This window comes from Haloarcula sp. Atlit-120R (assembly GCF_003665885.1).
GTDB lineage: Archaea > Halobacteriota > Halobacteria > Halobacteriales > Haloarculaceae > Haloarcula > Haloarcula taiwanensis.
The window spans coordinates 716,531-742,533 of record NZ_QPLN01000001.1 but is presented as its reverse complement, the minus strand read 5'-3'; the positions used below and the strand labels follow the sequence as shown (position 1 = coordinate 742,533).

Here is a 26,003-nt window from a genome sequence, read left to right as displayed (position 1 = left end):
GCTACGCCGACTGCTGCAGCTTCTCGCGTAACTGTCGCTCGTCGACGTGGTACTTGAACGCCGGCGACTCGTCCACGAAGACGTAGGGAACGCGCTCGCCGTACTCCGCCTGAAGCTCGGGATCTTCGTCAACGTCGACGAGGTCTAGCGCGATAGCGACTTCCTCGTCGTCGGCGACTTGCTCGATTGTCTCGATGGCCTTCTCACAGAGATGGCAGTCCTCGCGCGTGTAGACGGTGATCGACACGTCGCTCATCACTGGAACACGGGGGCGACAGCATAAGACTCTCACTCTCCCGTCGGCGATGGGTTTCAGTGCTTCGCGCCCGTAGCTCCCTCAATGACAGGCTGGACTATCGAAGACATGCCCCCGCTGACGGACCGAACCGTGGTCGTAACCGGCGCGAACAGCGGGCTGGGACTTGAAGGCTCGAAGGCGTTCGCTCGCAGAGGCGCGACGGTTGTGATGGCCTGCCGGAGCGTCGACCGCGGTGAATCGGCCGCAGCGGAGATCCGCGAAGCCGTGCCGAACGCGACGCTCGATATCCGTGAGTGTGACCTCGCGGACCTCTCGAACGTCGAATCCTTCGCCGACGGCCTCCAAGACGACTACGACGCCGTCGACATTCTCTGTAACAACGCCGGCGTCATGGCGATTCCCCGGAGCGAGACGGCCGACGGTTTCGAGACGCAGTTCGGCGTCAACCATCTGGGTCACTTCGCCCTGACCGGGCACCTCCTTGACCTCCTCGGGGCCGCCGACGGCGAGTCCCGAATCGTCACGCAGTCCAGCGGTGCACACGAGATGGGCGAGATTGACTTCGACGACCTGCAGGGCGAGCGCTCCTACGGGAAGTGGTCGGCCTACGGCCAGAGCAAGCTCGCCAACCTCCTCTTTGCCTACGAACTCCAGCGCCGGCTGGGCAACCACGGCTGGGACGACGTGATAAGCGTCGCCTGCCACCCCGGCTACGCCGATACCGACCTCCAGTTCCGCGGACCCCGGGAGATGGGGTCGACGCTGCGAACCGCGGCTATGGGCCTCGCCAACGCTGTGCTCGCCCAGTCCGCCGAGCAGGGCGCGCTCCCGATGCTGTACGCTGCCACCGCCGACGACGTCATCGGCGGCGAGTACGTCGGCCCCGGCGGCCTGCTCGACATGCGCGGCCCGCCCGAGTTCCAGCAGTCCAACGCGGCCTCGCGCGACGAGGCGACCGCCGAACGGCTCTGGGCGGTCTCGACCGACCTCACCGGCGTCGAGTACGACTTCGAGCGCGCGTAAACGGTTATTTCTCGGGTGCGGACGTGCTATGCCAGCTCCGGGCCGTTCCTCCGCCTCTTCGCCTCGCGCTCGCCGCGGTCGCGGGCGCTGCCGCGCTGGTCGTCGGTCGCTGGCTCGCCCGCCGTCGGGGGGCCGGCGACTGACCCGATGTCACCACGCTTTCCTGTCCGGCTGGTGAATCCCGCCGATACATGCAACCAGTCGAAATCGCGCTCAGGCTGCTTGCAGGGGTCGCCCTGATCCTCGCAAACGGCTTCTTCGTCGCCATCGAGTTTGCCCTGACCCGGGCCAGACAGTACTCGGAGTCGGAGTTCGACGAACCCGGCCTCCGTCGGGCCTGGGAGATGACCGACGACCTCGAAATCTACCTGACGAGCTGTCAGGTCGGCATCACCGCTTCCAGCATTGCGGTCGGTATCGTCGCCGAGCCGGCGCTCGCTGCCATCTTCGAGCCGTATTTCCAGTCTTCTGCGCTGGCCGGCGTCGGGGCCGGCGCGGCCATCGCCTTCCTCATCATCAACCTCGTCCACCTGACCCACGGCGAGCAGACGCCGACGTACCTCGGCGTCGAGCGCGCGAAGTTCGTCTGCCGGTACGGCGCGACGCCGCTGTACTACTTCGCGTGGGTCATCTCGCCGATTATCAAGGTCGGCGACGGCGTCGCCAAGTGGACGCTCGGCCTGTTCGGCGTCGAGATGTCCGGCGCGTGGCTCGAAGCGGAGGTCGACAGCATCGAGTCCCGGGCCGAACTACGCAACGAACTCGGTTCCGTTCTGGACCGCGGCGACGTGCCCGACGAGCGTCGTGAGGAGATTATCTCTGCGTTCCGCGTTGGCGACCGTGAAGTCGGCGACGTGATGGTGCCCCGCGAGGACATCGTCGCGCTGTCGCCGACCGACGACGACGTGACCAACGCCGAGCGCATCGCCGAGACGCCCCACACCCGCTACCCGCTCGTCGGCGAGACGCTCGAAGACTTCCTCGGCATCGTCTACATCCCGGCGCTGGTCGACGAGCGCGAGGAACAGGACGGGGCGGGCGGCCTGCTCGACGGCATCGACCTCGAAGCCGTCGCCTCGCCGCCGATGACGATGTCGCCCGACACCACCGTCAGTGACGCCATCGACCAGTTCCAGGCCGAGCGCCAGGAACTGGCCTTCGTGCTCGAAGACGGCGAAGTCGTCGGGCTGGTGACGGTCACGGACCTGCTGGAGGAGGTCGTCGGCGACATCCAGGACCCGATGGACGCCGAAGCCGGCGTCGAGTGACGCTGAAAGTACTACCGGTCGACGGCACTGAGGCCTGACGGCTACCGCGGCGGCGTGTAGACGTTGACCGTCTTTAGGGGCGTCTCCGTCGTTCTCTATGCTGTGGCGTTTGCCGGCCTCCATGACCACTTCGAAGTAGCGGTCGAAGTCGAGTCGCGTTCGCTCCATACGCGCCGGTCTGTCGTACCGCAGCCCCACTCTCGGGACGCTCAGTCCCCGCCCGCGAGCCGCCCGACCCGGCCGGTGAGCCGGGCCGCGATGCCCTCGAAGTGGGCGGTGCTCCAGCCCGCGACGACGAGCGCGCCGACCGTGTTGAACACGAGGTCGTTCACGATGTCCCCCGTGCCGTACTGTGCCAGGACCGCCTCGCCGCCGACCACCGACGCGAGGCCGCCGCTTGCGAACTCAAGTATCTCCCACCCGACGCCAACCGCGAGGACAAACAGGACGACGAAGGTGGCGCGGAACCCGCGGTTGAAATCGACCGCACGGGAGTGGCGTTCGACCGCCCGCGCGACCGCGTACCCAACGCCGGCGACCAGCGACGCCGAGACGGCGTGGGCCAGGCTGTCGTACCAGCCAAACGCTTGGTACAGTTCGAGCGCGCCGGCCGCGTGCAGCGTCGACGCCACCGTGATCCACAGCACAAGACCGGTGTCCATCGCGTAGTCGTATTCCCGGCGGAACAGCGCCGGCAGGAACGTTATCGCCAGCGGGCCGGCGCTGTTGACGAACAGCGTCACGTTGCCCCGGACGAGCGCGAAGGCGGATATTACCCCGAGGACCGCCTGTAGCGTCCGGACCGCGATGCGGTGGTGCTTGCCGTCTCCGGGAAGGGACGTACCCGACTGGTCACGTTCGGATGGGTCTGCGCCCGAGACGCGCAGTCGGGCGATGCGCGCCGACCGTTCGAAGTACAGTTCGAACACGACACCGGCGATGATACCGGCGGTCGCTGCAGTGACGAGGTCCCACATCAGCTCCGTCTGCCCGTCGAGGAACGCGGTTCCCAGTAGCGTGTCGGTCGCATAGATACCGACCGCCCAGACGCCCGCGACGGCCATCGTCACGATGACGACGAACACCGTTGCGAACCGCGGCGTCATCGTCAGTGAGGTACACGCATCGAGGACAACGGCCAACAGCAGTGCGACCCCGGCGATTACGAGGAACGGGGTGACCTGCGGGAAACCGCCGACCGTCCGGACGAGTACCGGGACCGCGACCAGTCCGAGCAACTCCGCAGGCACCGTCGTTTCGAGATTCCGCGTGGCGAACGGAACCGTGACCGCGATACCGACGAGGAGTGCCGTGAGCACTGCCCACTCGAATTCGCCACCGGCCAGGAACCGTCCGACGCCGCCGATGAGAATTCCCGTTACCGTCCACGCGCCGAGCGCGTCGAGCCGGTGGGGACCGATAAGAGACTGTAGCGAGCCCATCACGACGTGAATACGACACGAGTCGTAATCAAAGCACGGCGGTTTCCTGACAGGCTTCTGGAGTTCATCGCCTCTATGGCCCCTGTCACGCGACTGACCGACGGCTGTCTGACGAGGATATATTTCTCTGGCCGTTCAACTCCCCGTAATCAATGGACGAAGCGTTTCTGGACCTCGAATCGATCGAGGTCGAACTGGACGAGGAGTTGCTCGATGCGATTGACGACAAGGCGTTCGCCGACCACCGCGACAACCGGGACGCCGCGATTCGCGACCTGCTCGATGAGTGGCTGAAACAGCGCGCCACCGAAGACGCGAACGAGCGTGACTGAGCGAGGCCGAGGTCGCCTGCGTGACAGCCTACTGGAGGGTGACGGTCTCGCCTAATTCGGGCGCGGTCGCGTCGTAGCCGTCTTCGCGGAGTGTGGTTGCAAACCCCTCGCAGCGGTCGCCGTGGTTCACGAGCACCGGCGTGTCACGATAGTCACCGAGGTACGCCAACAGCCCACCGCGGTCGGCGTGTGCCGAAAAGTCGTACTGCTCGACGCGCGCGCTGACAGGCATAATCCGCCCGTCTATCTCGGCACTACCGGTCTCTAGCAGGTCCCGGCCCGGCGTTCCCTCGACCTGATACCCGGTCATCGTGACCTTGTTCATCGGATTTCCACGGACCTCCGGGATATACGTCATCGCCGGGCCGCCCGAGAGCATCCCGCTGGTGGTGACGATTGCCGCCTTCTGGTCGGTGATACGTTTGCGCTGGCCGTCCTTGCCAGTCACAAACCGTGCGTGCGATTTCGCCCGCCGGAACGCGTCGGCGTCCCGGAGGAACTCGGGGTACTGGGCGAGCATCTCGGTCACCTCCTTACCCATCCCGTCGACGTAGCAGGGGATGTCGTGGGCCTCGCAGACGAGCAACATCTCCTGTGTTCGTCCGATGGCGAAGGCGGGGACGACGACGGTGCCGCCCTCCCAGAGCGTCGTTTCGACGCTTTCGACGAATCGACCCTCGACCGTTTCTCGGAGTTCGTGGTCGACATCGGAATAGGTGCTCTCACAGATGACCGTGTCCGCGTCCGGACGGGCCGTCGTCCCTGAGACGAGGCGCTGGTCGTCGGTGTGGAAATCGCCCGTGTACAGCAGTCGGGTGTCGCCGTCGTCAACGAGAACGTGTGCGCTTCCCGGGATGTGGCCGGCGTTGTAGAAGGTGACCTCGTAGCCGGCGGCCTCGAACGTCTCCCGGTAGCCGTGGGTCTCAGACACCTGCGTCACCCGCCTGACGTTGGTCTCGGTGAACGGACAGTTGACCGTCCCGCCGTGGAGCTTGAGCGTGTCACGGGCGAGCGTCATCGCCAGTTCGTACGTCGGCGGCGTCCAGTGAATCGGTGGTCGCGCGTCGCCCGATACCAGCGCCGGGATGGTCCCGACGTGGTCGAGGTGGCCGTGGGAGACGACGACGGCGTCCGGCGACGGCGTCCGAACCGGAAACTGTGGCGGCGAGTCGGTCAACATCCCGAAATCTAGCAGTAACGACTCGTCAATGAGGATGGCGCTCCGACCGATTTCACCCGCCCCGCCGAGAAACTGCACATCCATTATGGGGACAGACGCATCGCGTCCGTTTCCGTTCGTCGGTTCTGGCCGGCTCGTGTCGTCAGCCGCCGGGGCAGCGTAATATCTATGAGCAAGAACACGACGATATATCGACGCTTAGTGGCTATGAAAGCTCAAGGAGCTATTTTTCGGTACTGTATTGTGTGTGGCTAACATATCTGGTGGGCAGTGTTACCACCCTAGCATAAACAATTATTATACTCGGGGCACATTGTTCACTTGTCATGGCGACACGCCAGCAATCCCCGACGACGTACCACACGTGCAGTTGCGGTGAGGAGTTCGACACGACGGAGGAACTCCTCGAACACGCACGAGAGGCACACGGGCTTAGCGTACACTAACTGGCGTCGCGCCGCTTTTCGCACACAGGAATCCCGACAGCAACAGGTCAGGACGTTTTGTCGATGTCCTGCCGAACGCTGAACCGCGCGTAGCCGCCGTGTGAGAGGTCAAGTGCACCCAGCCACCAGTTCCATCGCTCGGCGAGTTGATACTCCTCGGGCGCGTCCGCGAGGTTGTCGATGACATCTTCAACGGTCAGTTCCGCCCCGAAGTCGGTCACGAACTGGTCTGATTCCGAGAGGTCCCGCGCCTGTCTGGCGACGACCGTAACGATATCCGGGTCGGCGTCGAAGGCGTCGCGGAGTTCCCGTTCGAGTTCCGTTCGGTCCACACCCGCGTGTAGGATGCGCATCTGACTTGAATGTACGGTTGGGAACGCGACTGGCTTTTCGAGCCGTGCCGCCCGGAACAGATGTCACTGTCTCAGGGACGCCATCGCTCTCGAACAGCGCCACAAAAATCCGAAAGTAAGCCGTTACCGCTCCGATTTGACGCGTCGTGCGCTTGCGCTTACTCAGCTTCGTCCTGCTTCACGGCTGCCGGTGGTCGCCGTTCCGATTCGAGGCCCCGCGCGCTTGCGCTTACTCAGCCTCGCCCTGCTCCACGGGTCGCCCTGCGGGCTCCCCGCTCCGCTACGAAGCGAACGCCTTCGCTATGCTCAGTCGTCCGCTTCGCCTTTCTCGATAGGCGCACCAACCAGATTGCCCCATTCAGTCCAGGAGCCGTCGTAGTTGATGGTGTCGTCGTAGCCCAGCAGTTCGTGCAGGGCGAACCAGGCGACCGAGGAGCGCTCACCGATGCGGCAGTAGGCGACCGTCGTGGAGTCGCCGTCGATGCCGTACTCGGCGTAGAGTTCTTCGAGTTCGTCGTAGTCCTTGAACGTCCCGTCGTCGTTGGTGACGGCCGCCCAGGAGATGTTCTGTGCGCCGGGGATGTGGCCGCCGCGCTGGGCGGTCTCCTGGAGTCCCGGGGGTGCGAGGATTTCGCCGGAGTATTCCTCGGGCGAGCGAACGTCGACCAGCGGCAGTTCGCGCTCGATGGCGTTCTCGACGTCCTCTCGGTAGGCGCGGATGGACTCGCGCGGGCCGGAGGCCTCGTAGTCGACTTCGGAGAACTCGGGGACCTCGTCGGTGAGTTCGTAGTCGTTCTCGACCCAGTACTCGCGGCCGCCGTCGAGCAGCTTCACGTCGTCGTGGCCGTAGTACTTGAACTGCCAATACGTGTAGGCGGCGAACCAGTTGGAGTTGTCTCCGTAGAGAACGACCGTCGAGTCCTCGCTGATGCCGTGACTGCCAAGCAGGTCCTCGAAATCTCCCTTGTCGAGGATGTCGCGTGTGGTCTGGTCCTGAAGCTGTGTCTCCCAGTTGAAGCCGATCGCCCCGGGGGCGTGGCTCTCGTCGTACAGTTCCGTGTCGACGTCCACTTCTACCAGTCGGTGGGCGGGGTCGTCGCTCTGGAACTCGTCCAGATGCTCGCTGACCCAGTCGGCCGAGACGAGCACGTCGTTAGCGTAGTCAGTCATAGTGCATCGAAGCGTAAGTCTACCAGACATATATTACTACGACTTTCGGCATGTTCGGCCACTCGTCCACCGTGTCGGCAGACGTTGCCTCTACTGAGCACTGTCGCTATTCAACACGTCCGCCGCCCAGCGGACAGGAGCCATGGCGTTCCATGTCCGGATGTGAGCCCTGCTGTGCGTGCGCGAAATGCGGCAGCATTTGCACCCACCTTCGACCGCACATGATGAGAGTTTTCAAGCGGACGGAGCGGTTACGCGTGGACGATGACTGATTTCGTCTCTGCGGAGTGGGTGTCGAGTCGGGGCGACGACCTCCGGGTGGTCGACGTGCGAGACGCGTGGGAGTACGACGGCCTCGGACACCTCCCGGGTGCGGTGAACGTACCCTTCGATTTGTTCCGGGCGGACGAACACGGCGCGGAGTCCGATGCTGGCGAAGGAATGCTGCCTGCCGAAGACGAGTGGGCACGGTTGCTCTCGGAGGCCGGCATCTCGCCGGAGAGCGAAATCGTGGCGTACGACGACCACCACGGCGTCTTCGCCGCGCGGTTTCTGGTCACCGCAGAACTGTTCGGCCACGACCCCGACCGACTCCACCTCCTTGACGGCGACTTCTCCAGTTGGCAACTCGAACGGGAGACCTCGAGCGAGACGCCCGATGTCACACCGACCGACTACGCCGTTCAGCGGCCGGCGTCGACGCCGCTGGTCGGCCCGGATACGGTCGCTGAGGCGGCGAACGACTCCGACACGGTGCTGGTCGACACCCGCGAGGACGAGGAGTACGACGCGGGCCACATCCCCGGTGCGGTCCTGCTGGACTGGCGGGACCTCGTCGACGACGAGACGCGAGGCCTGCTCGCGCGCGAGGAGGCGCTGTCCGTTCTCGAAAGTGCCGGCGTCGCCCCCGAGAAACGTGTCGTTCTCTACTGCAACACCGCCCGGCGCATCAGCCACACGTACGTCGTCCTCCGGCATCTGGGCTTCGAGCGGGTGGATTTCTACGAAGGGAGCCTCACTGAGTGGGAAGCACAGGGGCGGCCGCTGGAGACGAACTGAGGCGTCGTCGCGCTGGCATACTCTACATTACGTCAGTTTCTGCTGGTCGCCCTGCCGCTCGCTGGTCAGTAGCGACGACAGTTCGACCAGCAGCGCGATGACGACCGGGCCGGCGATGAAGCCGATGACGCCAAGCGTCAACACGCCGCCAGTGAATCCGACGAAGTAGAGGCTGGCCGGGAGACCCGTCGTGTAGCGGGCGAGCTTCGGTCTGATTACCGCATCGGGGAGGAAACCGACAAAAACGAGGCCGAACACGGTCACCAGAACTGCCCCGGTGATGTTGCCGTTGATAACATCCGCGACAGCGATGGTGAGGACGACGACGCTGGGGCCGATGACGGGAACGAACTGCAGAATACCGGCGACCACTGCCAGTGCGAACGCGCCCTGATAGCCCAGCAGCCAGAACACGACCCACGCCACGACGAAGGTCCCGAACGCCGTCGCCGCCTGAAGCACGTAAATCGCGTACAGCGTCCCCCGGAGTCGCTGATGGAGTCGGTTGACGACCTCGTGATACGACGCCGGGACCGTCCGATAGACGGCCGTTTTCGGAGCCTGCGGCTGCCAGAGCATCGCGTAGACGAGGATCGCAAACAGGACGGCCTTCAGCGCCAGCACGGGCGATTCAGCGGCTAAATCCACCGCGACGGCCGTGAGCGTCTCTCGGGCGGCTACTAACGTCGGATCTATCTCGATCGGGTAGCTGAACTCGCCGAATTCGAGGGTCACCATCGACGGGAGCTGCTGGAAGAAAGAAAACAGGTCGCGGCGGCGGAGATACAGCACGGCCCCGAGCGGGACGATGATGAGTGTGCCGCTGATGAAGGCGATACCTGTTGTCACAGCCGCCGACAGTCGCCTGTTGAGTCCGTGGCGTCCAAGCCATTCCGAGACGGGGAAAAGCACGTATGCGACCGTGATTGCGAAGAAAATCGTCGCTAGCACCCGCGCGAGCAGAACTCCTGTCAGACAGCCGGTGAGGACAAGCAGGCCCGCGAGGACGTAGGTACGTCGGCGTGTTACCACGCCCGTCTTTTTCCATCGGCCGGTAAAAACGTTACCCGCAAACGCCAGCAGGGTAACACGTCTGTCAGGACCGTGAGAACAGCGCCGCTAGCTGTTCTCTGGAGAACAGCGTTGTCGGCCGGTCCATGTGGACGCCGATCTCGCCTTCGAAGGCTTTCATCCCGACTTTCTGTATCGGTTCCGGTGCGGAGTAGCCCGCCCGAACGGCGTGGCCGAGGCGGATCTCCTGTCGAAGGTCGTCGCGCCACGCGCGCTCGTACTCGCCCAGCGTCGCCGGGTCGTCGGGGTCGATTTCTCGGGCCGCGTGGTCGGCGGCAGTCATGCCGTATCGGATGCCACCGCCGGTGAAGGGCTTGGTCTGGGCTGCGGCGTCACCGATGAGAAACGACCGTCGACCGGTGACTCGCTTCGGCGGGCCGATCGGGATAAGTCCAGAACAGCGGTGGTCGGTTTCGACGCCGTAGCCGTCGACGAACTCCTCGAAACGGCCGCGAGCGTCAGCACCCGGTGGTACCGCCAGTCCGTACTCGACGCCGGCTTCGCCTCGTGGAATGCGCCAGGCGAAAAAGCGCGGGACGGTAAGGTGCACGTCGACGAAATCGCTGTGGTCGACCTCGTCGCTGAACCCGAGGACGCCGTGCAGTAGTTCGTCGGGTTCGGGCAAGTCCAGTTCCCGCCGGACGCGGCTCTTCGGGCCGTCACAGCCGGCGACCATCTTCGCGCGGTGGGTCTCGATGCCGTCGGGTCCGCGGACTTCGACGGTGACGCCATCTTTGTCCTCAGTGACGCCGACGACCGAGTGCTCCTCGCGGACCTCGGCACCGGCGCCACGGGCCACTTCGGCGAGATGCCTGTCCAGACCGACGCGGTCGATAACGTTCGATATGACCTCGTCCTTGTAGAAGGGATGGTCCTGACTGCTGGGACCGCCAGTGTGAAACCGAGCGCCCGAAATCTCGTTCTGGAACAGGTCGTCGCGGGCGTCTTCGGTGAACTCCCAGATATCCGTGCTGACGTGACCCGAGCAGGCAAGGGGCTTCCCGACCTCCCCCTGTTCGAAGACGACCACGTCAAGCCCCCGCTCGGCCGCCCGACGCGCGTACCGCGACCCGGCCGGTCCCGCCCCGACGACCACAACGTCATACATACACGTTCTCTCGGTGTCACGAACCAAATACCTTCTCGATTCGCTCGCTCCCGGTCAGCCGCCCGCGGCGGGGACCCGCGGATGGCCCTGCCGCTCGGCCAGCCAGCCGCCGAAGCGGCCGGCGAGCGCGCCGCCGAGCGCCGGAATGAGCATGGCGAGCGCTCCGACCGACAGCCCCATCGCGACGCCGACGGCCTGGAACCACAGCGGATTCGGCACGGAAGGGATGGACCACACGAACTCGGCCACCCCCCACAGCGCCGGAAGGCCGCCGACGAAACCGGCTCGCAGTCCGGTCGCAGTGCCGTTTCCGCCGCGGCGCTTGACGAGGTAGCCGGCGAGCGCGCCGCCGACCACAACCATGTTGAACATGATGCTGTCCGGGGACTGAATCACCTGCAACGCGGTGAAGGGGGCGGCCAGCAGCCCGCCGAGCAGGGCGCACGTCCACGTATCCGAGCGGTCGAGTTGGAGGGACATCACGGCACGGTACGACGGCCAGGTGCATCAGTGTTCTCCGCTGATATGTCATGGAATCGTTGCGAACGGCGGCCGTGTGGCTGTCTGCGGGACGCCGCTCACCGGAGCACCGGCGAACGCGACGACGGCGAGCAGGAGCGGGCCAAGCGCCACCGCGATGCACTGCCCGTGACCGAGCGGTATGCGAGATAGCTGACACCGCCACGTCGCCGGTCGAAGCAGGGCGTATTTGTCGGTGTAGCCCCTGTCGTCGGCTATGGCAGAGTACCAGCCCGGGGTGTGTAACATCGGAGCGAACCAGCGCCGCGCCCGGCGGCTGTCGGCCGTCGGGTCGTTCGCCGTCGCTGCTGGCATCGCAGTCGCCGTCGGGGTCGGCGCAGTCCCTCGACTGTCGCTGTGGGCGACTGTCCCCTTCATTTTTGGCGGGTTCCTCGGCGCGTTTCAGGATTACTTCCAGTTCTGTGTCGCTTTCGGAGCGCTGGCCCGCTACGACCTCTCGGGGTCCGGTGGGGAAAGCGGACGCGTCGGCACGAGCGAGGCCGTTCGCGCTGATCGGCGAAAAGCGGCGAAAATCATCCTGCTCTCGGCTGTTGCGACGGTCGTGACAGCCGGCATCGGGTCCGTGGCTGTTACCGCCGTGTAGGGCTTCTGTCCGCTGTGTGTTCTGTTTGTCACCAGAGCCGCTCAGGCGGTGGCGGTATCAGATGACGGCCAGCCCGCTCGGGACTTGCTCGTAGTCGCTCGGCCAGTCCCCGCCGTCGAGGTCGTGTCGCGTCCACGCGTCCCCGCGGTTCGACTGGAACAGCCCGTGGTTCGTCAGTGCGAGGAAGCTGCCGTCCGGGTCGGCGGCGAGGACCGGGCGGGCCAGCCCACCCGGACCCGGCAGGCCGTCCATCGATTGTGTCCACCGCTCACCGTCCCACCGATACACGTAGCTCTCTCCGTGTGTGCTGTGCGCGGACTGTGGGCCGCTGGCAGCCGAGACGACGACGCGGTCCGGGTCGTCGGGGTGGACAGCCAGCCCCCATACGTACCGATGGGCCAGCCCGTCCTGCGGGTGGGTCCACGTCGCTCCCCGGTCGGCCGACAGCGCGAAGCCGTCGCCGGCGGCGGTGTACACCCGGTCCGGGGCGTCTGGATGGGTCGACAGCGTGTGGTTGTCCCGCCGAGCACCGTCGGGATGGTCGACCCACGTTTCGCCGCCGTCCGGACTGCGGATGAACGCGCCGGCCTCGATAGCGGCGTACACCTGCGCCGGGTCGTCTGGGGCGAGCGCGAGCCAGCGGACGTGGTGGGTGTGTGGCCGCGGCGGAAACGACCACCGCGACGCCGTATCGAGGTCGGTCAGCCCCGGCCGCTCCGTCCACGTCTCGCCGCCGTCGGTCGAGCGGTAGACGGCGCTCGGTTCCGTCCCGGCCCACACCATGTCAGGGTCCTGTGAGCTGACTGTGGCGCTCGTCACGCGGTCGCCGGCGTCGAGGACCGATTCCCACGTCGCGCCACCGCCGGTCGTCCGCTGGAGGCCGGCGTCGGCGGTGCCGACGAAGGCCCGAGCCGGCTCGGCCGCGCCCGCGGCGACACACTCGATGTCGTGGCCGAGCAGGCAGTCGTCCCAGCCGGTCCCGCTGCCTCCGACGAGGACGCGGTCGCCGAGCGCGGCGTAGACGGTGTCCATAGACGACTGTACGATGCCCGAGCGAAGAAAGCTGGTGGTGGTCAGCGACTCGCCGACCGCGTCAGCGCGAAGACGTACAGCGCCACGAAGAAGCCGCCGAGGAACGCTTCTGACTGGGCGAGGAGGCTCACGGTGGGATTGCTGACCTCGCCGACGCCGCCGAGGAAGAAGGCGATGAACGACCCGAGGCTGAGCTGTGCGTACTGGCCGACGCTCCCGAACAGGTCCGGCGCGATAGCGACGTACAGCCCCGCGTAGGCGGCGATGAGCGCCGCGGACGCCGCGAGCGTGTACGACGCCCGCTCGCCGTAGCCAGTGGTCACGAACAGGAACGCGTTCATTCCCCAACGGGCGAGCGCCCGACCGTCGATTGCGCCGTGTGGACACTCCCACTCCTGAGTCTCGCCGTCGGACTCCGTGCGGTCGTCGGTGTACGTACAGCGACTCCCGGCGCGCCCCGACCAGGCCATCGTTGCCAGGAACTGTCTGCAGGCAGGCATAAGCGCTTCCACACCCGTCCGGCCCGTCTGTAGCCGCGGCCGTGCCTACGGCGTCCACCAGCGCAGCCCAACCATCACGAAGACGATTGCCAGCTGCATCAGGCCCTGAAGTCCCCCGAGCTTGGCGTTTCGCATCCCGATTTCCGAGACGAGGTCGACGTCCGGGTTCTCGGAGACGACCTGCCGGTAGATGCGGACCTCGCCGGGCAGGATGACGCCGAAGCCCTGCACGGACAGCAGCGTCACGATGGCCAGCGTGGCGACTATCCACCACGAGGTCATCGCGAACTGCGGGAGCGCGGTCGCCAGATACGCCCCGGAGCCGAGGACGGCCACGCCGAGGACGCCCAGCGTCTTCGGGTCGGTCAGCGCGTCGAACTGGTAGCCGATGAGGAGGACGACGGGGATGAGCGTCGCCGCGGTCAGAATCGCCAGCCACGGGTCGGCGTTGGGGAACTTCCCGAGCCGGAGCGCGAGCAGGATGCCGCCGCTGATGGTCACTGTCGCCAGCGTCGGCATCAGGAACGTCATCTTCGGCGTGAACGACGCGAAGAAGTCGGCCCGGGCCTCCGGCTCCTGGCCGCCCAGGACCGGGCCCAACACCAGCCCCATGAACAGGTCGATACCGGTCCACAGCACGCCGGCCATCACGTGCACGTAGGTCAGCGCCCGGATGTTCCCGCTGGCGAGCGCGCCCGCGAAAGCCAGCAGCGGGACGGCCACCGCCCCCGCGGCGAAGGCCGGGTTCGCCTGCCTCGCCAGCCCACCGATACCCCGTTTCCGCTCGACGCCGTCCGCTGTCGACTGTGCCATGGCTGGCTCTATCAGGTTCCGCCGGCGACTAAAACGTTGGTGGCCGCTTCGGATATCGCCGCTACACTGCTGACCGAACCGCCCGACCGCACGTTTAATGCAATGCGTTGCGTCGTATTACGCATGGAGAACGTCACCACCCGTATGAGCGACGAGGAACTCGACCTGGTGGCGCGACTCGCCGACGCCACCGACGCGAGCCGCAGCGACGCCATTCGACAGGCCATCCAGCGGGGGGCCAGAGAGGAACTGATTCGGGTCGCCCTCCAGCGGTATCAGGACGGAGAGGTCGGGATGCGCGGTGCGGCGGAGTTGGCAGGGCTCACCATCGCGGAGATGATGGCCGAGGCCAACGACCGCGGCGTCATGACGAACTACGACGAGGCCGACCTGGCCGACGACGTAGACGCGCTTCGATGACCGGCGGCGAGCGAACGGTCCTGGTCGACGCGAGCGTCCTCATCACGCTGGCCGATACCGGGAGCGCTGCCCTGCTCGCCGGACTCGACGGCTCGGTCGTCGTCCCGGATCCCGTCCGCCGGGAGGTTACCAGCGACCCGGCAGCGAAAGCCCTGTCCGACGCCATCGACGACGGCTGGGTCACCTGTCCGCAGTCCGTCTCCACGGCGGCCGTCGAGGAGGCAGCCAGCCACCTCGGTCGCTCTGACGGGGACCCGCGAGGCGATGCCGTACTGCTGGCTCACGCGCTGGTCGCCGCCGACCCCGTTGTTGTCACCGACGACAAGCCGCGCCGACAGACCTGCAAGGCGCTGTCGATACCGGTCGCTGGGTCGATTGGCGTCCTCGTACGGGCCGTCGAACGGGGCGACATCGAGCCCGACGACGCGACCGAGACGCTCTACGCGATGGACGAGGTCGGCGCGCGGTTCAGCGCGAGCCTCGTTAGAAAAGCGGAGCGGCTCATCGACGACGCGGCCGATTAGTCGTCGTCAGCCGCCGGCTGAGCCACGTCGCGGTCGGCGCGTGGCCCCTCCAGGTCGACGTTCGGCAGGAGGTCCCGGAGGTACTGCCCGGTGTAGGAGGCTTCGGTCCGGGCCACCTCCTCCGGGGTCCCCTCGGCGACGAGTTCGCCGCCGTTCTCGCCGCCCTCCGGCCCGAGGTCGATGATGTGGTCGGCGTTTTTCACCAGGTCGAGTTCGTGCTCGATGACGACCACGGTGTTGCCGTCGTCGGTGAGCCGGTGGAGCACGTCGATGAGCTTCCGTTCGTCCTCGGGGTGGAGGCCGGTCGTCGGCTCGTCGAGCAGGTACAGCGTCTCGCCCGAATCCTTCTTGCCGAGTTCTTCGGCGAGTTTGACGCGCTGGGCCTCCCCACCAGAAAGGGTCGTCGAGGGCTGGCCCAGCCGCATGTAACCCAGCCCCACGTCTTTCAGGAGTTCGAGGCGGCGGCGAATCCCCGAGTGGCTCTCGAAGAAGTCGTAGGCCTCCTCGACGGTCATCTCCAGCACGTCGGCGATGGTCGCGCCCTTGTAGGTCACGTCCAGCGTTTCGTCGTTGTAGCGCGCGCCGCCGCACTCCTCACAGGGGACGGTTACGTCGGAGAGGAAGTTCATGTCGATGGTGACCGTGCCCTGGCCGCCACAGCCCTCACAGCGACCACCCTTGACGTTGAACGAGAAACGCCCCTTCTCGTAGCCCCGCTGTTTCGCGAGGCTGGTCTCGGCGAACAGTTCGCGGATGTGGTCGAAGACGTTGGTGTAGGTCGCCGGGTTGGATCGGGGCGTGCGGCCGATGGGCGACTGGTCGATAAGCCGCACCGTCTCGATGGCGTCGAGGCCCTCGATGGCGTCGTGCTCGCCGGGGTTCACGTCGGTGTCGTTCATCCGCCGGACCAGCCCCTTGTACAGCACGTCGTGCATCAGCGTCGACTTGCCGGAGCCGGAGACGCCGGTGATGGCCGTGAACGTTCCCAACGGGACGGACACGTCGAGGTCCGCGAGGTTGTGCTGGCGCGCGCCCCGGACCGTGAGTTCGCCGTCGGCCTCGCGGCGGCTCTCGGGCACCGGAATCGTCCGTTCGCCCGAGAGGTACTCCCCGGTCACCGATTCCTCGGTTTCGATGACCTCGTCCATCGGGCCGTTGACGACGACTTCGCCGCCGCGCTTGCCCGGACCCGGCCCCATGTCGATTATCTGGTCGGCCCGGCGCATCGTCTCGGTGTCGTGTTCGACGACGAGCAGGGTGTTACCGAGGTCCCGCAGTTCCTCCAGCGTGTTCAGCAGGCGGTCGTTGTCCCGCTGGTGGAGGCCGATAGAGGGTTCGTCAAGGACGTAGAGGACGCCGACGAGGCCGCTGCCGATCTGCGTTGCCAGCCGGATGCGCTGGCTCTCGCCGCCCGACAGCGTCGATGCTTCGCGGTCCAGCGTCAGGTAGTCCAGTCCCACCTCGGTCATGAAGCCAAGCCGGGCCCGAATCTCCTTCAGAATCTCCTCGGCGATTTTCCGGTCACGGGTAGAGAGGGTCGCCCCCAGGCCCTCGAAGTGTTCCAGCGCGTCGCTGATGGACATCTCGTTGACCTCGGTGATGGCGGTGCCGTCGACGAGCACCGCCCGGGACTCAGCCTTGAGTCGGGTCCCCTCACAGGCCGGGCACGTCGTCGTCGCCATGAACTCCTCGATGTGCTCGCGGGCGCGGTCGGAGTCCGTCTCGACGTGGCGGCGCTCCAGGTTGGGGATGACGCCCTCGAAGCGCTCGCTCTTCTCGCGGGTGCCGTTCTTGGTCCGCCACTGGAAGTCGACGATGTCGTCGGTACCATAGAGGAACTGCCGCCGAATGGACTCGTCCAGTTCCTCGAAGGGCGTCGAGAGGTCCACGCCGAAGTGCTCGGCGACGTTGTCCAGTTGCCGCGAGTAGTACGTCCGGTCGTAGCTCCAGGGTTCGAAGACGTGCTTGAGCGGCTTCGAGGGATCGGTGACCACGAGGTCCTCGCTGACCTCCTTGGTTTCGCCCAGCCCCTCACACTCCGGGCAGGCCCCGTGCGGGGAGTTGAACGAGAACGACCGCGTCTCGATTTCGGAGATGTCGATACCGCAGTGCGTGCAGGCGAGGTCCTCGGAGAGTTCGACGACGAGGCGGGTGCGTTCGTCCGCGTCGCCCTCGTCGCCGTCGGCCAGGTCGCCCGTGGCTCTGGCATCCGACCCGCCGAGGGTCTCGGCCGCGCCTTTCGGCGGGTCCGGGAGGATGACCTTCAGCGTCCCGTCGGCCTCGGTCAGCGCCGTCTCGACGGAATCCGTGATGCGCGAGCGGGCGTCCGGCGAAATCTTCACGCGGTCGACGACCACGTCGACCGTGTGGTCGTAGTTCTCGTCCAGTTCCGGCCGGTCCAGCGTGAGGTCGAACTCCTCGCCGTCGACCTCGACGCGACTGTACCCCTCGCCGACGAGGTCGTCGAACAGGTCCTCGAAGGCCCCCTTCTGGTCGCGGACGACCGGCGCACACAGCTTCGCGCGGGTGTCCTCGGGGAGTTCCAGAACCCGCGAGACCATGTTCTGGGCGGACTGCTCGCCCACTTCGCGGCCACACTCGGGGCAGTGCGGCGTCCCGACGCGGGCGTACAGCAGGCGGAGGTAGTCGTGTAGCTCGGTGACGGTCCCGACCGTTGAGCGGGGGTTGTTGGCAGCGTTCTTCTGGTCGATGGAGATGGCCGGCGACAGCCCTTCGACGTTCTCGACCTGGGGCTTGTCCATCTGGCCCAGGAAGTTCCGCGCGTACGCCGACAGCGACTCGATGTACCGGCGCTGGCCCTCGGCGTACACCGTCTCGAATGCGAGCGAGGATTTGCCCGACCCCGACAGCCCGGTGACGACTGTCAGTTCCTCGCGGGGGATCTCCACGTCGACGTCCTTGAGGTTGTGTTCCTCGGCCCCTCGGACCTCGATTATATCCTTGCTCATCTTTGCATCTTCGTTGGCCGGCAGGAGGGAAACCCTGTCGGTTCGGGTGCCGACAGACGACGCCTCGCACCTGCCTGATTTTATTTTGGACAGTGTGGCGAAAGATTTACCACGAATATCGAATATGAGATTGGTATGGGAACGAGCGACTACGACATCGCGGGGATTGACCTCTCCGACGACAGCTACACGGTTGAACAGAGTCTGGTCCGAAACAAGTACAAAGCGATGGATGCCGCCGGGAACGTCGTCCTCCGCGGGAAACAGAAGATGCTGAAGATGAAAGAGGAGTTCCCGTTCGTCGACGCAAACGGCGACGAGGTGTTCCAAATCAAGGCTGGCGGCATCATCGACGTGGCCGGAAACTACGTCCTCACTGACTCCAGGACCGGCGAGGACATTGTCATCCTCGACAACGACTACTCGATTTTTCAGGATACGTGGAAGATTCGGGACGCCAGCACCGAGGCGAAACTCGCCGAAATCAACTCCCAGGGTGCGCTCGTGACTATCGCCCGCAACGTCGTCCCGTTCGGCGGTTGGATTCCCCACAAGTACGAGATCACCGATCAGGACGGCAACCACGTCGGCAACATCGACGGGCAGTTTTCGCTGAAAGACCGCTACGAGATTACCATCGACGACGCCAGTACGGTTCCAAAGGAGCCGATAATAGCCGCAGCGATGGTTATCGACGCGATTCAGGGGAACTGACGCCCCACCGGAATCCTTCTTGCCCTGGCTCTCCGAGGGACGGCTATGCGCCGCCGGACGGTCCTCCGACGACTCGCTCTCGCAGGAACAGGCGTCGGGCTGGCGACGGGAACGACCCGCGCACATCCGACGCCGACCGGCGACGGGACGGCCGAGCCAGCGGCCGCCGACACCCCGACCGGCGGGGACCCGCTGGGCGTGCTGGAGATGGAGACGGTGTACGAGGTCGTCACCAGCCCTGACGGGCACACGGCCTACGTCGCGACCGGGGACGGTATCGCGCTCGCCGACCTCGTCACGCCGACCAGCCCCAGACTGCTCGGTCGGCAGACGGGCCTGCTGGCAGAGAGCGACGACGGCCCGATACAGCGGGTGCAGGACCTCGCCGTCAGCGGTTCGCGGCTGCTGGCCGCCGGGCCGGCCCACCCCGCGGACGGAGCCCACGGGTTCGTCGTCTTCGACGTGAGCGACCGGCAGAAGCCGACACGAATGGCGGGGCTGGAACTGGACACGCGCATCCACAACTGCGACTTCGACGGCCGGTACGCCTACCTGACCGCGAACGACCGCGACGGCAACCCCCTGCTCGTCGTCGACACCGAAACCGAGCAGGAAGTCGGCGAGTGGTCGCTGCTAGACGCCGCCGACGCCTGGGCCGACGTGCCCGCGGGCCTCTGGCCGCTACACGACGTGTGGGTCCAGGACGGCCGGGCCTACCTGGCCTACTGGGACGGCGGGACGTGGGTCGTCGACGTGTCTGACCCGAGCGACATCTCGCTGGTGGCGAAAGTTCGCGGGCGCGACCCAGAAGATCTCGCTGCCATCGAGGACCCCGGCACCGAGCGAAGCGAGCCGCCGGGCAACGACCACTTTGTGACGGTCGACGAGGACGCGTCGCTGCTTGGCGTCGGCGGCGAATCATGGGACCTCGGTGACGACGACAGCGGCGGCCCGAGCGGCATCGAACTGTACGACATAAGCGACCCGGCCGACGCCGAACTGCTGTCGACGCTCGACCCGCCGCCGACCTCGGACCCCTCGCCGGGGGGCATCCTCACAACGGCGCACAATTTCGAACTGACCGACAACCGCTGTTACTCGGCGTGGTACAACGGCGGGGTCCGGGTCCACGACCTGACGGACCCGACTGCACCCGAACTCGCCTTCGAGTGGCGCGACACCGATACGACCTCGTTCTGGACCACCCAGCGGGCCGCCGGCTGTTTCGTCGCCGGGAGCACGAACGCGAGCCAGGGGACGGAGGTCCAGCCCGGGCTGTACACGTTCCCGGACCCGCGGATACGGACGCCGACAGCGGACCCGTCGGCCACGGGCGATGAGGGCGGCAGCGCTAACAGCACTGATGGCACCTCCCTCGGCGTTGGCGGCCCCGGCTTCGGCGTCGGGTCGGCGGTCACGGCGCTCGCGCTGGCGGCCTGGCGCGCCAGCCGGCAAGACTGACGCCGCGCCGCTGACTGACTTCACTCACTCCAGCGCGCTCTTGACAGCGGCGGCGACGCTCCGGGCGCGCTCGGCCAGTTCTTCGGGGACTTGGCCGCGCTCGACCGCCGCGTCGAGTTCGTCGTCGTCGACCCGCTTGACGGTCCCGTCGGCGTGTTTCACCACGTCGACGTGGAGGTCGACGTACCGGGCGGTGTCGGGGAATACCTCGACGGGCGTACAGACGTTGACGTAGGTCCCCTTCTTCTCGCCGTCGCTGTCGCGGTACACCGTCGGGTACCACCACCGCCCCTCCTTGACTTTCGTCTCGGCCACGTCGCCGGCCTCTTTCGGGACGCCGAGGGCGTCGTAGGTGCCGCCGGGGCTCATCTCCCGCTCGATGGTCACCGTCCCGTCGTCGTCGACCGACTGGACCTCGCCGTTGCCCAGCGTGATGAGCCGGCCGTCGGGCTTGCCGTGGCCCAGCGAGAGCGAGCCGCCGACCTGCGGGCCGAACTGCCGGGCCGTCACGGCAAAGGGGAAGTCCGTCTCGCCGGTCTCGGGGTCGTCACACAGCGCCTCGACGTAGTCGACGGCGGCGCTGGCGGTGCGGTCCCCGGCCTTCACGCGGTGGTGGCCGGGCATCGTCGCCGTCACCTCGCGGCGGGCCTCATCGAGTGCGAAGCGGCTCTCGCGGCCGAACCACAGCCACGTCGTCGCCAGCCCCCCGTCGTACCGGGCCGGCGCGCAGTCCGCGGGCGGGTCGGCCCCGTCGAGCGATGCGTCGATGGCCGCCGCGCGGTCGTTGGCGGCGTCGAGCGCGTCGGCCAGCGCGTCGAAGCTCGCGTCCTCGCTCGCGGCTTCCCAGGAGACGCCCCAGCCGTCCCGTGGGTCCGCGGCGATTACGTCAAGCATCGCCGGGCCGCCGGTCCCCGACGACGGGCCGCTCCCGCCCCGGACGAGCGAGAGGAGGTCGCCGCGAACGGCGACGGTCGTGTCGAGTACCGGCCGACCGTCCGTCCAGGGCGCGCTCGCTTCGACGACCTGCACGCGGAGCGCATCGCCCGTCTCGACGCGCTCGTCCGAAGACGAGTACGGGAGAAACCCCTCGCCGTCGCCGAGGTCGACGACAGCGCCGCTCCCGAGCGTCTCGGTCACGGTGCCAGCGTAGACCGCGCCCTCCGGCGTCGGGGCGTCCCAGTGGAGGGTGTCCCGGCCCACCGCAGTCAGGCGGTCGGTGACGCTCGCGGCGGTGTCGCGGTCGCCGACGACGCCGACGCCCTGCTGGTCGCCCGTCGTCGTCACGGTCACGGCCGCCCGCGCGTCAGCGAACTCGCCGTCGAAGCGCTCCTCGATGGGGCCCGAGGCCTGGACGATGTCGTGGCCGTCGTCGCGGAGGACCCGGGTCAGCGCCGTCGCGTAGATGCCCCTGACCCTGACGGTCATAGCGCGTCCTCGTCGGCGGCAAAGCGGACCCGGTCGTGGACCGTCGGCCCCAGCGAGAGCTCTACCTTCTCGTGGCTGAGGACGCGCCCGCCCTCGACCGGGACGCCCCAGGTGTCAAAACGTAGGTAGCCCCGGATGTCGTCGGCGTGGGTGAACAGGTCGCAGTACTCGACGGCGTGTTCCTGCACCTCGCTGGCGCTGTGGGCGAGGTCCATGTCGGAGTACACCGTCTCGCGGCCGTCGAAGAAGGCTTCCAGCGCCGCGGCCGCGTCGTCGGTCGCTTCCACGACGGCCTCGGAGGCGGCTTCGATGGTGTCCTGGTCGACGCCGGCCTCGCGGAGCGCCTGCTGTTCGCGTTGCGTGAAGTGCATACCCGCGAGTCAGTGGCGGAGGGAGGAAAACAGTGCGGAATCGCCTACACGACCATCGCGTTCAACACGAGCATCAACAGCCCGAACATGACGCCGGTCGCGACGATGGTTCGGGGATCGATACGGATGGTGTTCTGGTCTTCGGCGTCGAAATATCGGACCAGTCCTGCGCTGGACATCAGTCCGCCGCCGTCGCTGCCACTCATACTTCACGGTGGTGTGTGACCGACACTAAGCCTTTCGGGTCGCCCGCGAGTGCACGCCGCCGGTACATATGGATAACCCTTATCAGATACCGCGGACTAACGAAAACAGAGTACTATGACGGTTACACTGAAGGACTTCTACGCGGACTGGTGCGGCCCGTGCAAGACCCAGGACCCGATTCTCGAAGACCTCGAAGAGGAGTGGACCGACGTCGAGTTCGAGAAAATAAACGTCGACGAGGAACAGGACGTCGCCAACGAGTACCAGGTACGCTCGCTGCCGACGCTCATCATCGAGAACGACGACGGCATCGTCGAGCGGTTCGTCGGCGTCACGCAGGCCGACGACATCGACGACGCGCTGCAGCAGGCTTCGGCGTAATTCAGTCGTTTTTGCGGTTCGTCACGCCCGATAGCGGCCGCGCCAGCGTCTCGTCGCTGGCGTCGGGGAAGGGCAGGGCTGCCGCCGAAGCGGGACTAGTAGTAGCGCCGCCGGTGCGGTAGCTGAGCGAGTGGAGTAAAGTATACCGCGCGCCGGCGGCGCGCGGTTTCACTTCTCGCGACCAGCGGGAGCGAGAAGGTCGTTTTTAGCGTAGATTTTTGCGAACCTGCTCCCCGCAGCGCGCTCTGTGAGCGCGCGAGGAGAGGGGGTGACGTAAAAAGGTACTATTGGAACCGGACGCCGAGGTCGTGCAGGCCGTCGTTGTGGCGGGCAACGTTGATCAGAAGCGGCGTCAGTCCCTCGATCTCGGCGGCGTTGGCGAGCGGGCCGCCGTCCAGCGCGCGAATCCCCTCGATGCCCTCGGCGAGTTCACAGACGGTGTCCTTGGCGTCGGTGTCGTCGCCGACGACGATGGTGTCCCAGTCGAGGTCGGCGTCGAGGTTGGCCAGCCGGCCGGCCGCGAGGTTGTGGAACGCGCCGACGACGGCGGTGTCGTCGGGGGCGGCGTTTTCGGCCAGTTGCGTGACGCTGCCGGCCCCGGGGCGGTTGTAGTGGAAGCCGTCCTCGTCGCGTTGCATCCCGACCGCGGGGGCGACGAGCGTGGCGTCGTCGAGTTCGTCGGCGACGGCGTCGATGGTATCCGTAAGGTGGTATGCAGGGACGGCGGCAACGACCACGTCGGCGCGGGCGGCGGCCTCCTCGTTCACCAGACCGGCGATTGACGGGTCGTCGTGGCCGCGGCTGGCCAGCTCTGCCTCGTACTCCTCGGCCTTGTTCGCTGCCTTCTGTGCTTTCCGGGAGCCGATGATGATTGTGTGGTTGGTGTCGTCAGCCCAGCGGAGGGCGAGGCCTTGGCCGATGTCTCCAGTACCGCCAAGCAACGCGATGTCCATACCTACGGCGTAGGCCGACCACTGAATAAACGTTGTGTGACAGGTTCACTCAGGTGTAGGTCTCCCAGGCCCAATCGAACCCCCCGGCGAAGGCAATATACAGCGCGCTCCCGAGACCAACCAGATAGCTGAGCCACTGAGTCGCGACGCCAGCAACTGACGTGTCACCGAGCGCGAGGGCAAAGACTGTCGAGAGCGGGACCATCACGAAAAACAGGACGATGATGAACATCCCGACACGGCCCGGTCGATGCACAGATTTGAGGATGTGACTGTGTTCACGCATCGTCCAGTAGGCCGCAACGAGACCGAGTAACTGGCAGATAACGGCGTACAGCGGCACCAGGTCGACCGACGGCTCGCGGATGACTGCACCCCCGACGAGCCCGGCCCAGATGCTCACCAGAAACGCCCAGCCGAACGTCGGCAGTCGTCGCATACCCGAGGTCTCTGTCCCGGCAGTGAAACCGTTGCCGTTTGCTGCTGGTCGGGTAATAGCTGGCGACCCGCCTCTCGATTATGCCGCGTCGAGAAGCTCGGGCAGGTCGGTGACTGACTCGACGACGGCGCTCGCGCCGTTGTTGGCGAACGTCTGGCGGCCGGCGTCGCCGGTCAGCCCTCCGGTCAGGACGCCGATACCGTAGTAGACGCGGTCGTCGTCGGCTTCGTCGGCGTTGACTGCCGTCGCCACGTCGTCGAGGGTGTCCCCGGCGAAAGCGACCCGTTCGGCGTCGAACCGCTCGGCGAGCGTCCGCAGGGCGGCCGGGTGGGGCTTGCCCTCCTCCCAGTCGTCCATGGTGAAGCGGTGCTCGTCGGGCAGGTCGAGGCCGACCCGTTCGAGCGCGATGTCGGCTTCGGCGGCTGGCCGGCCGGTGACGACGCCGACGGCGAAGCGGTCCTGCAGGGCCGACAGCGTCTCATCGTCCACCAGCAGCGGTTCGTCGTGGATGTACCCCGGCGCGTCGAACGGCGGCTCGCCGCCCTCGATATCCCGGTAGCGGTCGGTGCCGAGATACAGCGTCTGGAACACGTCCCGGAGCTGTTCGGGGTCCCAAGTGTCGAAAACCCGGTCTTCTGCGGCGTCATCCAGCAGGTCACGAACCACCGCTTCGGCCGCGTCGCGGCCGCCGCCACGCTCGGCGATAGCGTCAGTGAATGCTGCTATGTCGGCGACAGCAGACTCGCGGCCGGCGAGAACGAACAGCGCGGCTGCATAGGTCAGCTCCCAGTCGTTGTTGAATCCGCCGGCGTCTTTGAACTGCTGGACCGCGGACTTCTCGATAGTGTCGCCGTACACCCGGTCGATGGATTCGACGATGGCTCGCCGATAGGAGTCGGCCACGTCCACCAGTACGCCGTCGATGTCGAGGACGACCGCGTCGACTTGCATGAGCGAGCGAAAGCGGGCCTCACTCAAGCGCCTTGCTATCTCTCGCCCGGTACAGCGTCTCCCCGCCGGGGAGTTGCTCGCGCTCGACGGCAACCGTCGGCTGGTCCCCGCCCAGCGTCGTGAACCAGAACGCCGCCCCGACGGCGTTGGCAACCGTCAGCGTCGGCCGGTGCAGTTCCGGCGGGAGGTTCCGGGCGAAGACGATGTCACATCCTGCGTACACCGCGTGGTCGGGGTCAAGCACGTCGTCGACGACAAACGCGACCCCGTCGGGGACCTCCCGCTCGACGATATCCGTCGCCGTCACGTCGATGCCTCGCTCGACCAGTCGGCCAGCTATGTCAGGGTGGTTTCCGACGCCGACCTCGACGACCGAATCGACGGACGCCAGTCGGTCAACGAGCGAGCCGGTAGTGTCGGGCACGTCGTACAATTTATGAGATGCGGGCGCATATGCGTTCCCATGCACGTCGACATCGTGCCGGTGGGTGAGGTCTCGGCCCAAGTCAAACGCGAGGCCTCGGACGGACTCCGCTCCGTCTACGACTGTGAGGTCTCGATGCACGAGCCACAGTCCATTCCCGCCGGCGCGTACGATGGGGACCGCGACCAGTACCGCGCAGAGGAGTTTATCGACCTCGCCCGCCGGGTCGGCTCCGGGGGCAAAAACATCGCGATCACGCCGAAAGATCTCTTCTACCGCCGTCGAAACTACGTTTTTGGACTCGCTTACCTCGGTGGCTCCGGCAGCGTCATCTCCACGTATCGGCTCCAGACCTCCTCCGACGGCGGCTTCTCGAACCGCTCAGCCGGCGAAATCTTCTCACAGCGGGTTCGAAAAGAGGTCGTCCACGAGGTCGGTCACACCCTCGGACTGGAACATTGCGATAACAAGCGCTGCGTGATGAACTTCTCCCCCACCGTCCGTCAGGTCGACGTGAAGGAAGTCTCGCTGTGTGGCTCCTGCCAGCGGAACGTCCTGTAGTCTGGGAACGGATACCAAACTGAT

The 26,003-nt window shown here is 66.3% G+C and carries 31 protein-coding genes; 11 read left to right on the top strand and 20 right to left on the bottom strand.

The genetic code is table 11. From position 1 onward, the window contains the following. Position 1: 1 nt before the first annotated feature. Positions 2-256, bottom strand: coding sequence for a glutaredoxin family protein (locus DVK01_RS03810; protein ID WP_101350969.1), 255 nt, complete (start codon positions 254-256; stop codon positions 2-4). 84 nt (positions 257-340) lie between these two features. Between DVK01_RS03810 and DVK01_RS03805 the strand changes: the two genes are divergently transcribed. Both DVK01_RS03805 and DVK01_RS03800 read left to right on the top strand, forming a co-directional pair. Next, a complete protein-coding gene (locus DVK01_RS03805) occupies positions 341-1,282 on the top strand; it encodes an oxidoreductase (RefSeq protein WP_121535472.1) in 942 nt (313 codons plus the stop codon). 191 nt (positions 1,283-1,473) lie between these two features. After that, the gene (locus DVK01_RS03800; protein WP_101350967.1) at positions 1,474-2,550 is read left to right on the top strand and encodes a hemolysin family protein; all 1,077 of its coding nucleotides are present in this window, start codon (positions 1,474-1,476) and stop codon (positions 2,548-2,550) included. Between the two features lie 209 nt (positions 2,551-2,759). Here DVK01_RS03800 and DVK01_RS03795 read toward each other — a convergent pair whose 3' ends face one another. Continuing rightward, positions 2,760-3,992, bottom strand: coding sequence for a hypothetical protein (locus DVK01_RS03795; RefSeq protein WP_121511415.1), 1,233 nt, complete (start codon positions 3,990-3,992; stop codon positions 2,760-2,762). Between the two features lie 152 nt (positions 3,993-4,144). Between DVK01_RS03795 and DVK01_RS03790 the strand changes: the two genes are divergently transcribed. After that, the gene (locus DVK01_RS03790; protein ID WP_101350965.1) at positions 4,145-4,324 is read left to right on the top strand and encodes a ribbon-helix-helix protein, CopG family; all 180 of its coding nucleotides are present in this window, start codon (positions 4,145-4,147) and stop codon (positions 4,322-4,324) included. Positions 4,325-4,352: 28 nt separating this feature from the next. Here the strand turns inward: DVK01_RS03790 and DVK01_RS03785 are convergent, their stop codons facing one another. From DVK01_RS03785 to DVK01_RS03775, 3 genes are all read right to left on the bottom strand, one after another. Beyond that, entirely contained in the window at positions 4,353-5,588 is a 1,236-nt protein-coding gene (locus tag DVK01_RS03785; protein WP_121535469.1) for an MBL fold metallo-hydrolase, read from the bottom strand. A 409-nt stretch (positions 5,589-5,997) separates the two neighbouring features. Then, positions 5,998-6,303 carry a hypothetical protein gene (locus DVK01_RS03780; protein ID WP_101350963.1) on the bottom strand — a complete coding sequence of 102 codons (306 nt, stop codon included), beginning with the start codon at positions 6,301-6,303 and terminating at the stop codon, positions 5,998-6,000. 306 nt (positions 6,304-6,609) lie between these two features. Then, positions 6,610-7,473, bottom strand: coding sequence for a sulfurtransferase (locus DVK01_RS03775; protein WP_121535466.1), 864 nt, complete (start codon positions 7,471-7,473; stop codon positions 6,610-6,612). Positions 7,474-7,737: 264 nt separating this feature from the next. Between DVK01_RS03775 and DVK01_RS03770 the strand changes: the two genes are divergently transcribed. Next, on the top strand, positions 7,738-8,532 hold the full coding sequence (locus DVK01_RS03770) for a sulfurtransferase (RefSeq protein ID WP_121535463.1): 795 nt from the start codon (positions 7,738-7,740) through the stop codon (positions 8,530-8,532). A 27-nt stretch (positions 8,533-8,559) separates the two neighbouring features. On the opposite strand, the gene DVK01_RS03765 is transcribed toward DVK01_RS03770, so the two are convergent. The 3 genes from DVK01_RS03765 to DVK01_RS03755 all read right to left on the bottom strand — a co-directional run bounded on the left by DVK01_RS03765 (position 8,560) and on the right by DVK01_RS03755 (position 11,191). Then, positions 8,560-9,564 (bottom strand): AI-2E family transporter, encoded by a 1,005-nt coding sequence (locus DVK01_RS03765; RefSeq protein ID WP_101350960.1) that lies wholly within the window; start codon positions 9,562-9,564, stop codon positions 8,560-8,562. Between the two features lie 64 nt (positions 9,565-9,628). Continuing rightward, on the bottom strand, positions 9,629-10,711 hold the full coding sequence (locus tag DVK01_RS03760; RefSeq protein ID WP_121535460.1) for a geranylgeranyl reductase family protein: 1,083 nt from the start codon (positions 10,709-10,711) through the stop codon (positions 9,629-9,631). 54 nt (positions 10,712-10,765) lie between these two features. Continuing rightward, positions 10,766-11,191, bottom strand: a complete 426-nt coding sequence (locus DVK01_RS03755) for a DUF5518 domain-containing protein (protein ID WP_121535457.1) — start codon at positions 11,189-11,191, stop codon at positions 10,766-10,768. Between the two features lie 256 nt (positions 11,192-11,447). Here DVK01_RS03755 and DVK01_RS03750 point away from each other — a divergent pair, with 256 nt between their 5' ends. Further along, positions 11,448-11,834 carry a hypothetical protein gene (locus DVK01_RS03750; protein ID WP_101350957.1) on the top strand — a complete coding sequence of 129 codons (387 nt, stop codon included), beginning with the start codon at positions 11,448-11,450 and terminating at the stop codon, positions 11,832-11,834. 57 nt (positions 11,835-11,891) lie between these two features. Here DVK01_RS03750 and DVK01_RS03745 read toward each other — a convergent pair whose 3' ends face one another. The 3 genes from DVK01_RS03745 to DVK01_RS03735 form a co-directional block, all read right to left on the bottom strand. After that, positions 11,892-12,866, bottom strand: coding sequence for a hypothetical protein (locus tag DVK01_RS03745; protein ID WP_121535454.1), 975 nt, complete (start codon positions 12,864-12,866; stop codon positions 11,892-11,894). Positions 12,867-12,907: 41 nt separating this feature from the next. Further along, on the bottom strand, positions 12,908-13,336 hold the full coding sequence (locus tag DVK01_RS03740; RefSeq protein WP_233562750.1) for a hypothetical protein: 429 nt from the start codon (positions 13,334-13,336) through the stop codon (positions 12,908-12,910). A gap of 75 nt (positions 13,337-13,411) precedes the next feature. Then, positions 13,412-14,179: a hypothetical protein gene (locus DVK01_RS03735; protein WP_121535451.1), complete on the bottom strand. Its 768-nt coding sequence runs from the start codon at positions 14,177-14,179 to the stop codon at positions 13,412-13,414. A 144-nt stretch (positions 14,180-14,323) separates the two neighbouring features. On the opposite strand from DVK01_RS03735, the gene DVK01_RS03730 reads away from it, so the two are divergent. Continuing rightward, positions 14,324-14,599, top strand: a complete 276-nt coding sequence (locus DVK01_RS03730; RefSeq protein ID WP_233562749.1) for a UPF0175 family protein — start codon at positions 14,324-14,326, stop codon at positions 14,597-14,599. Beyond that, positions 14,596-15,123 (top strand): DUF3368 domain-containing protein, encoded by a 528-nt coding sequence (locus tag DVK01_RS03725; protein WP_101350953.1) that lies wholly within the window; start codon positions 14,596-14,598, stop codon positions 15,121-15,123. Before DVK01_RS03730 ends, DVK01_RS03725 begins: the two co-directional genes overlap by 4 nt. Here DVK01_RS03725 and uvrA read toward each other — a convergent pair. Beyond that, entirely contained in the window at positions 15,120-18,092 is a 2,973-nt protein-coding gene (gene uvrA / locus DVK01_RS03720) for an excinuclease ABC subunit UvrA (RefSeq protein ID WP_121535448.1), read from the bottom strand. The two genes, DVK01_RS03725 and uvrA, sit on opposite strands and share 4 nt — an antisense overlap. 135 nt (positions 18,093-18,227) lie before the next feature. Here uvrA and DVK01_RS03715 point away from each other — a divergent pair, with 135 nt between their 5' ends. Together DVK01_RS03715 and DVK01_RS03710 are read left to right on the top strand one after the other, a co-directional pair. Beyond that, complete coding sequence (locus tag DVK01_RS03715; RefSeq protein ID WP_121535445.1) at positions 18,228-18,806, top strand: LURP-one-related/scramblase family protein; 579 nt, start codon at positions 18,228-18,230, stop codon at positions 18,804-18,806. Positions 18,807-18,851: 45 nt separating this feature from the next. Further along, a complete protein-coding gene (locus DVK01_RS03710) occupies positions 18,852-20,267 on the top strand; it encodes an LVIVD repeat-containing protein (protein ID WP_121535442.1) in 1,416 nt (471 codons plus the stop codon). Positions 20,268-20,291: 24 nt separating this feature from the next. On the opposite strand, the gene DVK01_RS03705 is transcribed toward DVK01_RS03710, so the two are convergent. The 3 genes from DVK01_RS03705 to DVK01_RS03695 are packed head-to-tail and all read right to left on the bottom strand — an operon-like array spanning position 20,292 to position 22,269. Continuing rightward, positions 20,292-21,692: a DUF402 domain-containing protein gene (locus DVK01_RS03705; RefSeq protein WP_121535439.1), complete on the bottom strand. Its 1,401-nt coding sequence runs from the start codon at positions 21,690-21,692 to the stop codon at positions 20,292-20,294. Continuing rightward, positions 21,689-22,063, bottom strand: a complete 375-nt coding sequence (locus DVK01_RS03700; RefSeq protein WP_101350948.1) for a hypothetical protein — start codon at positions 22,061-22,063, stop codon at positions 21,689-21,691. Before DVK01_RS03700 ends, DVK01_RS03705 begins: the two co-directional genes overlap by 4 nt. Before the next feature lie 44 nt (positions 22,064-22,107). After that, the gene (locus tag DVK01_RS03695) at positions 22,108-22,269 is read right to left on the bottom strand and encodes a preprotein translocase subunit Sec61beta (RefSeq protein ID WP_053967263.1); all 162 of its coding nucleotides are present in this window, start codon (positions 22,267-22,269) and stop codon (positions 22,108-22,110) included. Between the two features lie 115 nt (positions 22,270-22,384). On the opposite strand from DVK01_RS03695, the gene DVK01_RS03690 reads away from it, so the two are divergent. Further along, on the top strand, positions 22,385-22,651 hold the full coding sequence (locus DVK01_RS03690) for a thioredoxin domain-containing protein (protein ID WP_121511428.1): 267 nt from the start codon (positions 22,385-22,387) through the stop codon (positions 22,649-22,651). 1 nt (position 22,652) lies between these two features. Here the strand turns inward: DVK01_RS03690 and DVK01_RS21800 are convergent, their stop codons facing one another. The 5 genes from DVK01_RS21800 to DVK01_RS03670 form a co-directional block, all read right to left on the bottom strand. Further along, positions 22,653-22,823, bottom strand: a complete 171-nt coding sequence (locus DVK01_RS21800) for a hypothetical protein (RefSeq protein WP_158598757.1) — start codon at positions 22,821-22,823, stop codon at positions 22,653-22,655. A 112-nt stretch (positions 22,824-22,935) separates the two neighbouring features. Further along, entirely contained in the window at positions 22,936-23,604 is a 669-nt protein-coding gene (gene npdG / locus DVK01_RS03685) for an NADPH-dependent F420 reductase (protein WP_101350946.1), read from the bottom strand. A gap of 49 nt (positions 23,605-23,653) precedes the next feature. Then, complete coding sequence (locus DVK01_RS03680) at positions 23,654-24,043, bottom strand: hypothetical protein (protein ID WP_101350945.1); 390 nt, start codon at positions 24,041-24,043, stop codon at positions 23,654-23,656. 78 nt (positions 24,044-24,121) lie between these two features. Next, positions 24,122-24,994: a TIGR01548 family HAD-type hydrolase gene (locus tag DVK01_RS03675; RefSeq protein WP_121511429.1), complete on the bottom strand. Its 873-nt coding sequence runs from the start codon at positions 24,992-24,994 to the stop codon at positions 24,122-24,124. Between the two features lie 19 nt (positions 24,995-25,013). Next, entirely contained in the window at positions 25,014-25,427 is a 414-nt protein-coding gene (locus DVK01_RS03670) for a UPF0146 family protein (RefSeq protein WP_101350943.1), read from the bottom strand. Positions 25,428-25,457: 30 nt separating this feature from the next. Between DVK01_RS03670 and DVK01_RS03665 the strand changes: the two genes are divergently transcribed. Beyond that, complete coding sequence (locus DVK01_RS03665) at positions 25,458-25,979, top strand: archaemetzincin family Zn-dependent metalloprotease (protein WP_004514915.1); 522 nt, start codon at positions 25,458-25,460, stop codon at positions 25,977-25,979. The last annotated feature ends 24 nt before the right edge of the window (positions 25,980-26,003 follow it).

What these genes read in the sequence shown, in the direction of transcription:
- DVK01_RS03810 (WP_101350969.1), bottom strand. Translation starts at nt 256, where the DNA reads ATGAGCGACGTGTCGATCACCGTCTACACGCGCGAGGACTGCCATCTC.
- DVK01_RS03805 (WP_121535472.1), top strand. Translation starts at nt 341, where the DNA reads ATGACAGGCTGGACTATCGAAGACATGCCCCCGCTGACGGACCGAACC.
- DVK01_RS03800 (WP_101350967.1), top strand. Translation starts at nt 1,474, where the DNA reads ATGCAACCAGTCGAAATCGCGCTCAGGCTGCTTGCAGGGGTCGCCCTG.
- DVK01_RS03795 (WP_121511415.1), bottom strand. Translation starts at nt 3,992, where the DNA reads ATGGGCTCGCTACAGTCTCTTATCGGTCCCCACCGGCTCGACGCGCTC.
- DVK01_RS03790 (WP_101350965.1), top strand. Translation starts at nt 4,145, where the DNA reads ATGGACGAAGCGTTTCTGGACCTCGAATCGATCGAGGTCGAACTGGAC.
- DVK01_RS03785 (WP_121535469.1), bottom strand. Translation starts at nt 5,588, where the DNA reads ATGGATGTGCAGTTTCTCGGCGGGGCGGGTGAAATCGGTCGGAGCGCC.
- DVK01_RS03780 (WP_101350963.1), bottom strand. Translation starts at nt 6,303, where the DNA reads ATGCGCATCCTACACGCGGGTGTGGACCGAACGGAACTCGAACGGGAA.
- DVK01_RS03775 (WP_121535466.1), bottom strand. Translation starts at nt 7,473, where the DNA reads ATGACTGACTACGCTAACGACGTGCTCGTCTCGGCCGACTGGGTCAGC.
- DVK01_RS03770 (WP_121535463.1), top strand. Translation starts at nt 7,738, where the DNA reads ATGACTGATTTCGTCTCTGCGGAGTGGGTGTCGAGTCGGGGCGACGAC.
- DVK01_RS03760 (WP_121535460.1), bottom strand. Translation starts at nt 10,711, where the DNA reads ATGTATGACGTTGTGGTCGTCGGGGCGGGACCGGCCGGGTCGCGGTAC.
- DVK01_RS03755 (WP_121535457.1), bottom strand. Translation starts at nt 11,191, where the DNA reads ATGTCCCTCCAACTCGACCGCTCGGATACGTGGACGTGCGCCCTGCTC.
- DVK01_RS03750 (WP_101350957.1), top strand. Translation starts at nt 11,448, where the DNA reads ATGGCAGAGTACCAGCCCGGGGTGTGTAACATCGGAGCGAACCAGCGC.
- DVK01_RS03745 (WP_121535454.1), bottom strand. Translation starts at nt 12,866, where the DNA reads ATGGACACCGTCTACGCCGCGCTCGGCGACCGCGTCCTCGTCGGAGGC.
- DVK01_RS03740 (WP_233562750.1), bottom strand. Translation starts at nt 13,336, where the DNA reads ATGGCCTGGTCGGGGCGCGCCGGGAGTCGCTGTACGTACACCGACGAC.
- DVK01_RS03735 (WP_121535451.1), bottom strand. Translation starts at nt 14,179, where the DNA reads ATGGCACAGTCGACAGCGGACGGCGTCGAGCGGAAACGGGGTATCGGT.
- DVK01_RS03730 (WP_233562749.1), top strand. Translation starts at nt 14,324, where the DNA reads ATGAGCGACGAGGAACTCGACCTGGTGGCGCGACTCGCCGACGCCACC.
- DVK01_RS03725 (WP_101350953.1), top strand. Translation starts at nt 14,596, where the DNA reads ATGACCGGCGGCGAGCGAACGGTCCTGGTCGACGCGAGCGTCCTCATC.
- uvrA (WP_121535448.1), bottom strand. Translation starts at nt 18,092, where the DNA reads ATGAGCAAGGATATAATCGAGGTCCGAGGGGCCGAGGAACACAACCTC.
- DVK01_RS03715 (WP_121535445.1), top strand. Translation starts at nt 18,228, where the DNA reads ATGGGAACGAGCGACTACGACATCGCGGGGATTGACCTCTCCGACGAC.
- DVK01_RS03710 (WP_121535442.1), top strand. Translation starts at nt 18,852, where the DNA reads ATGCGCCGCCGGACGGTCCTCCGACGACTCGCTCTCGCAGGAACAGGC.
- DVK01_RS03705 (WP_121535439.1), bottom strand. Translation starts at nt 21,692, where the DNA reads ATGACCGTCAGGGTCAGGGGCATCTACGCGACGGCGCTGACCCGGGTC.
- DVK01_RS03700 (WP_101350948.1), bottom strand. Translation starts at nt 22,063, where the DNA reads ATGCACTTCACGCAACGCGAACAGCAGGCGCTCCGCGAGGCCGGCGTC.
- DVK01_RS03695 (WP_053967263.1), bottom strand. Translation starts at nt 22,269, where the DNA reads ATGAGTGGCAGCGACGGCGGCGGACTGATGTCCAGCGCAGGACTGGTC.
- DVK01_RS03690 (WP_121511428.1), top strand. Translation starts at nt 22,385, where the DNA reads ATGACGGTTACACTGAAGGACTTCTACGCGGACTGGTGCGGCCCGTGC.
- npdG (WP_101350946.1), bottom strand. Translation starts at nt 23,604, where the DNA reads ATGGACATCGCGTTGCTTGGCGGTACTGGAGACATCGGCCAAGGCCTC.
- DVK01_RS03680 (WP_101350945.1), bottom strand. Translation starts at nt 24,043, where the DNA reads ATGCGACGACTGCCGACGTTCGGCTGGGCGTTTCTGGTGAGCATCTGG.
- DVK01_RS03675 (WP_121511429.1), bottom strand. Translation starts at nt 24,994, where the DNA reads ATGCAAGTCGACGCGGTCGTCCTCGACATCGACGGCGTACTGGTGGAC.
- DVK01_RS03665 (WP_004514915.1), top strand. Translation starts at nt 25,458, where the DNA reads ATGCACGTCGACATCGTGCCGGTGGGTGAGGTCTCGGCCCAAGTCAAA.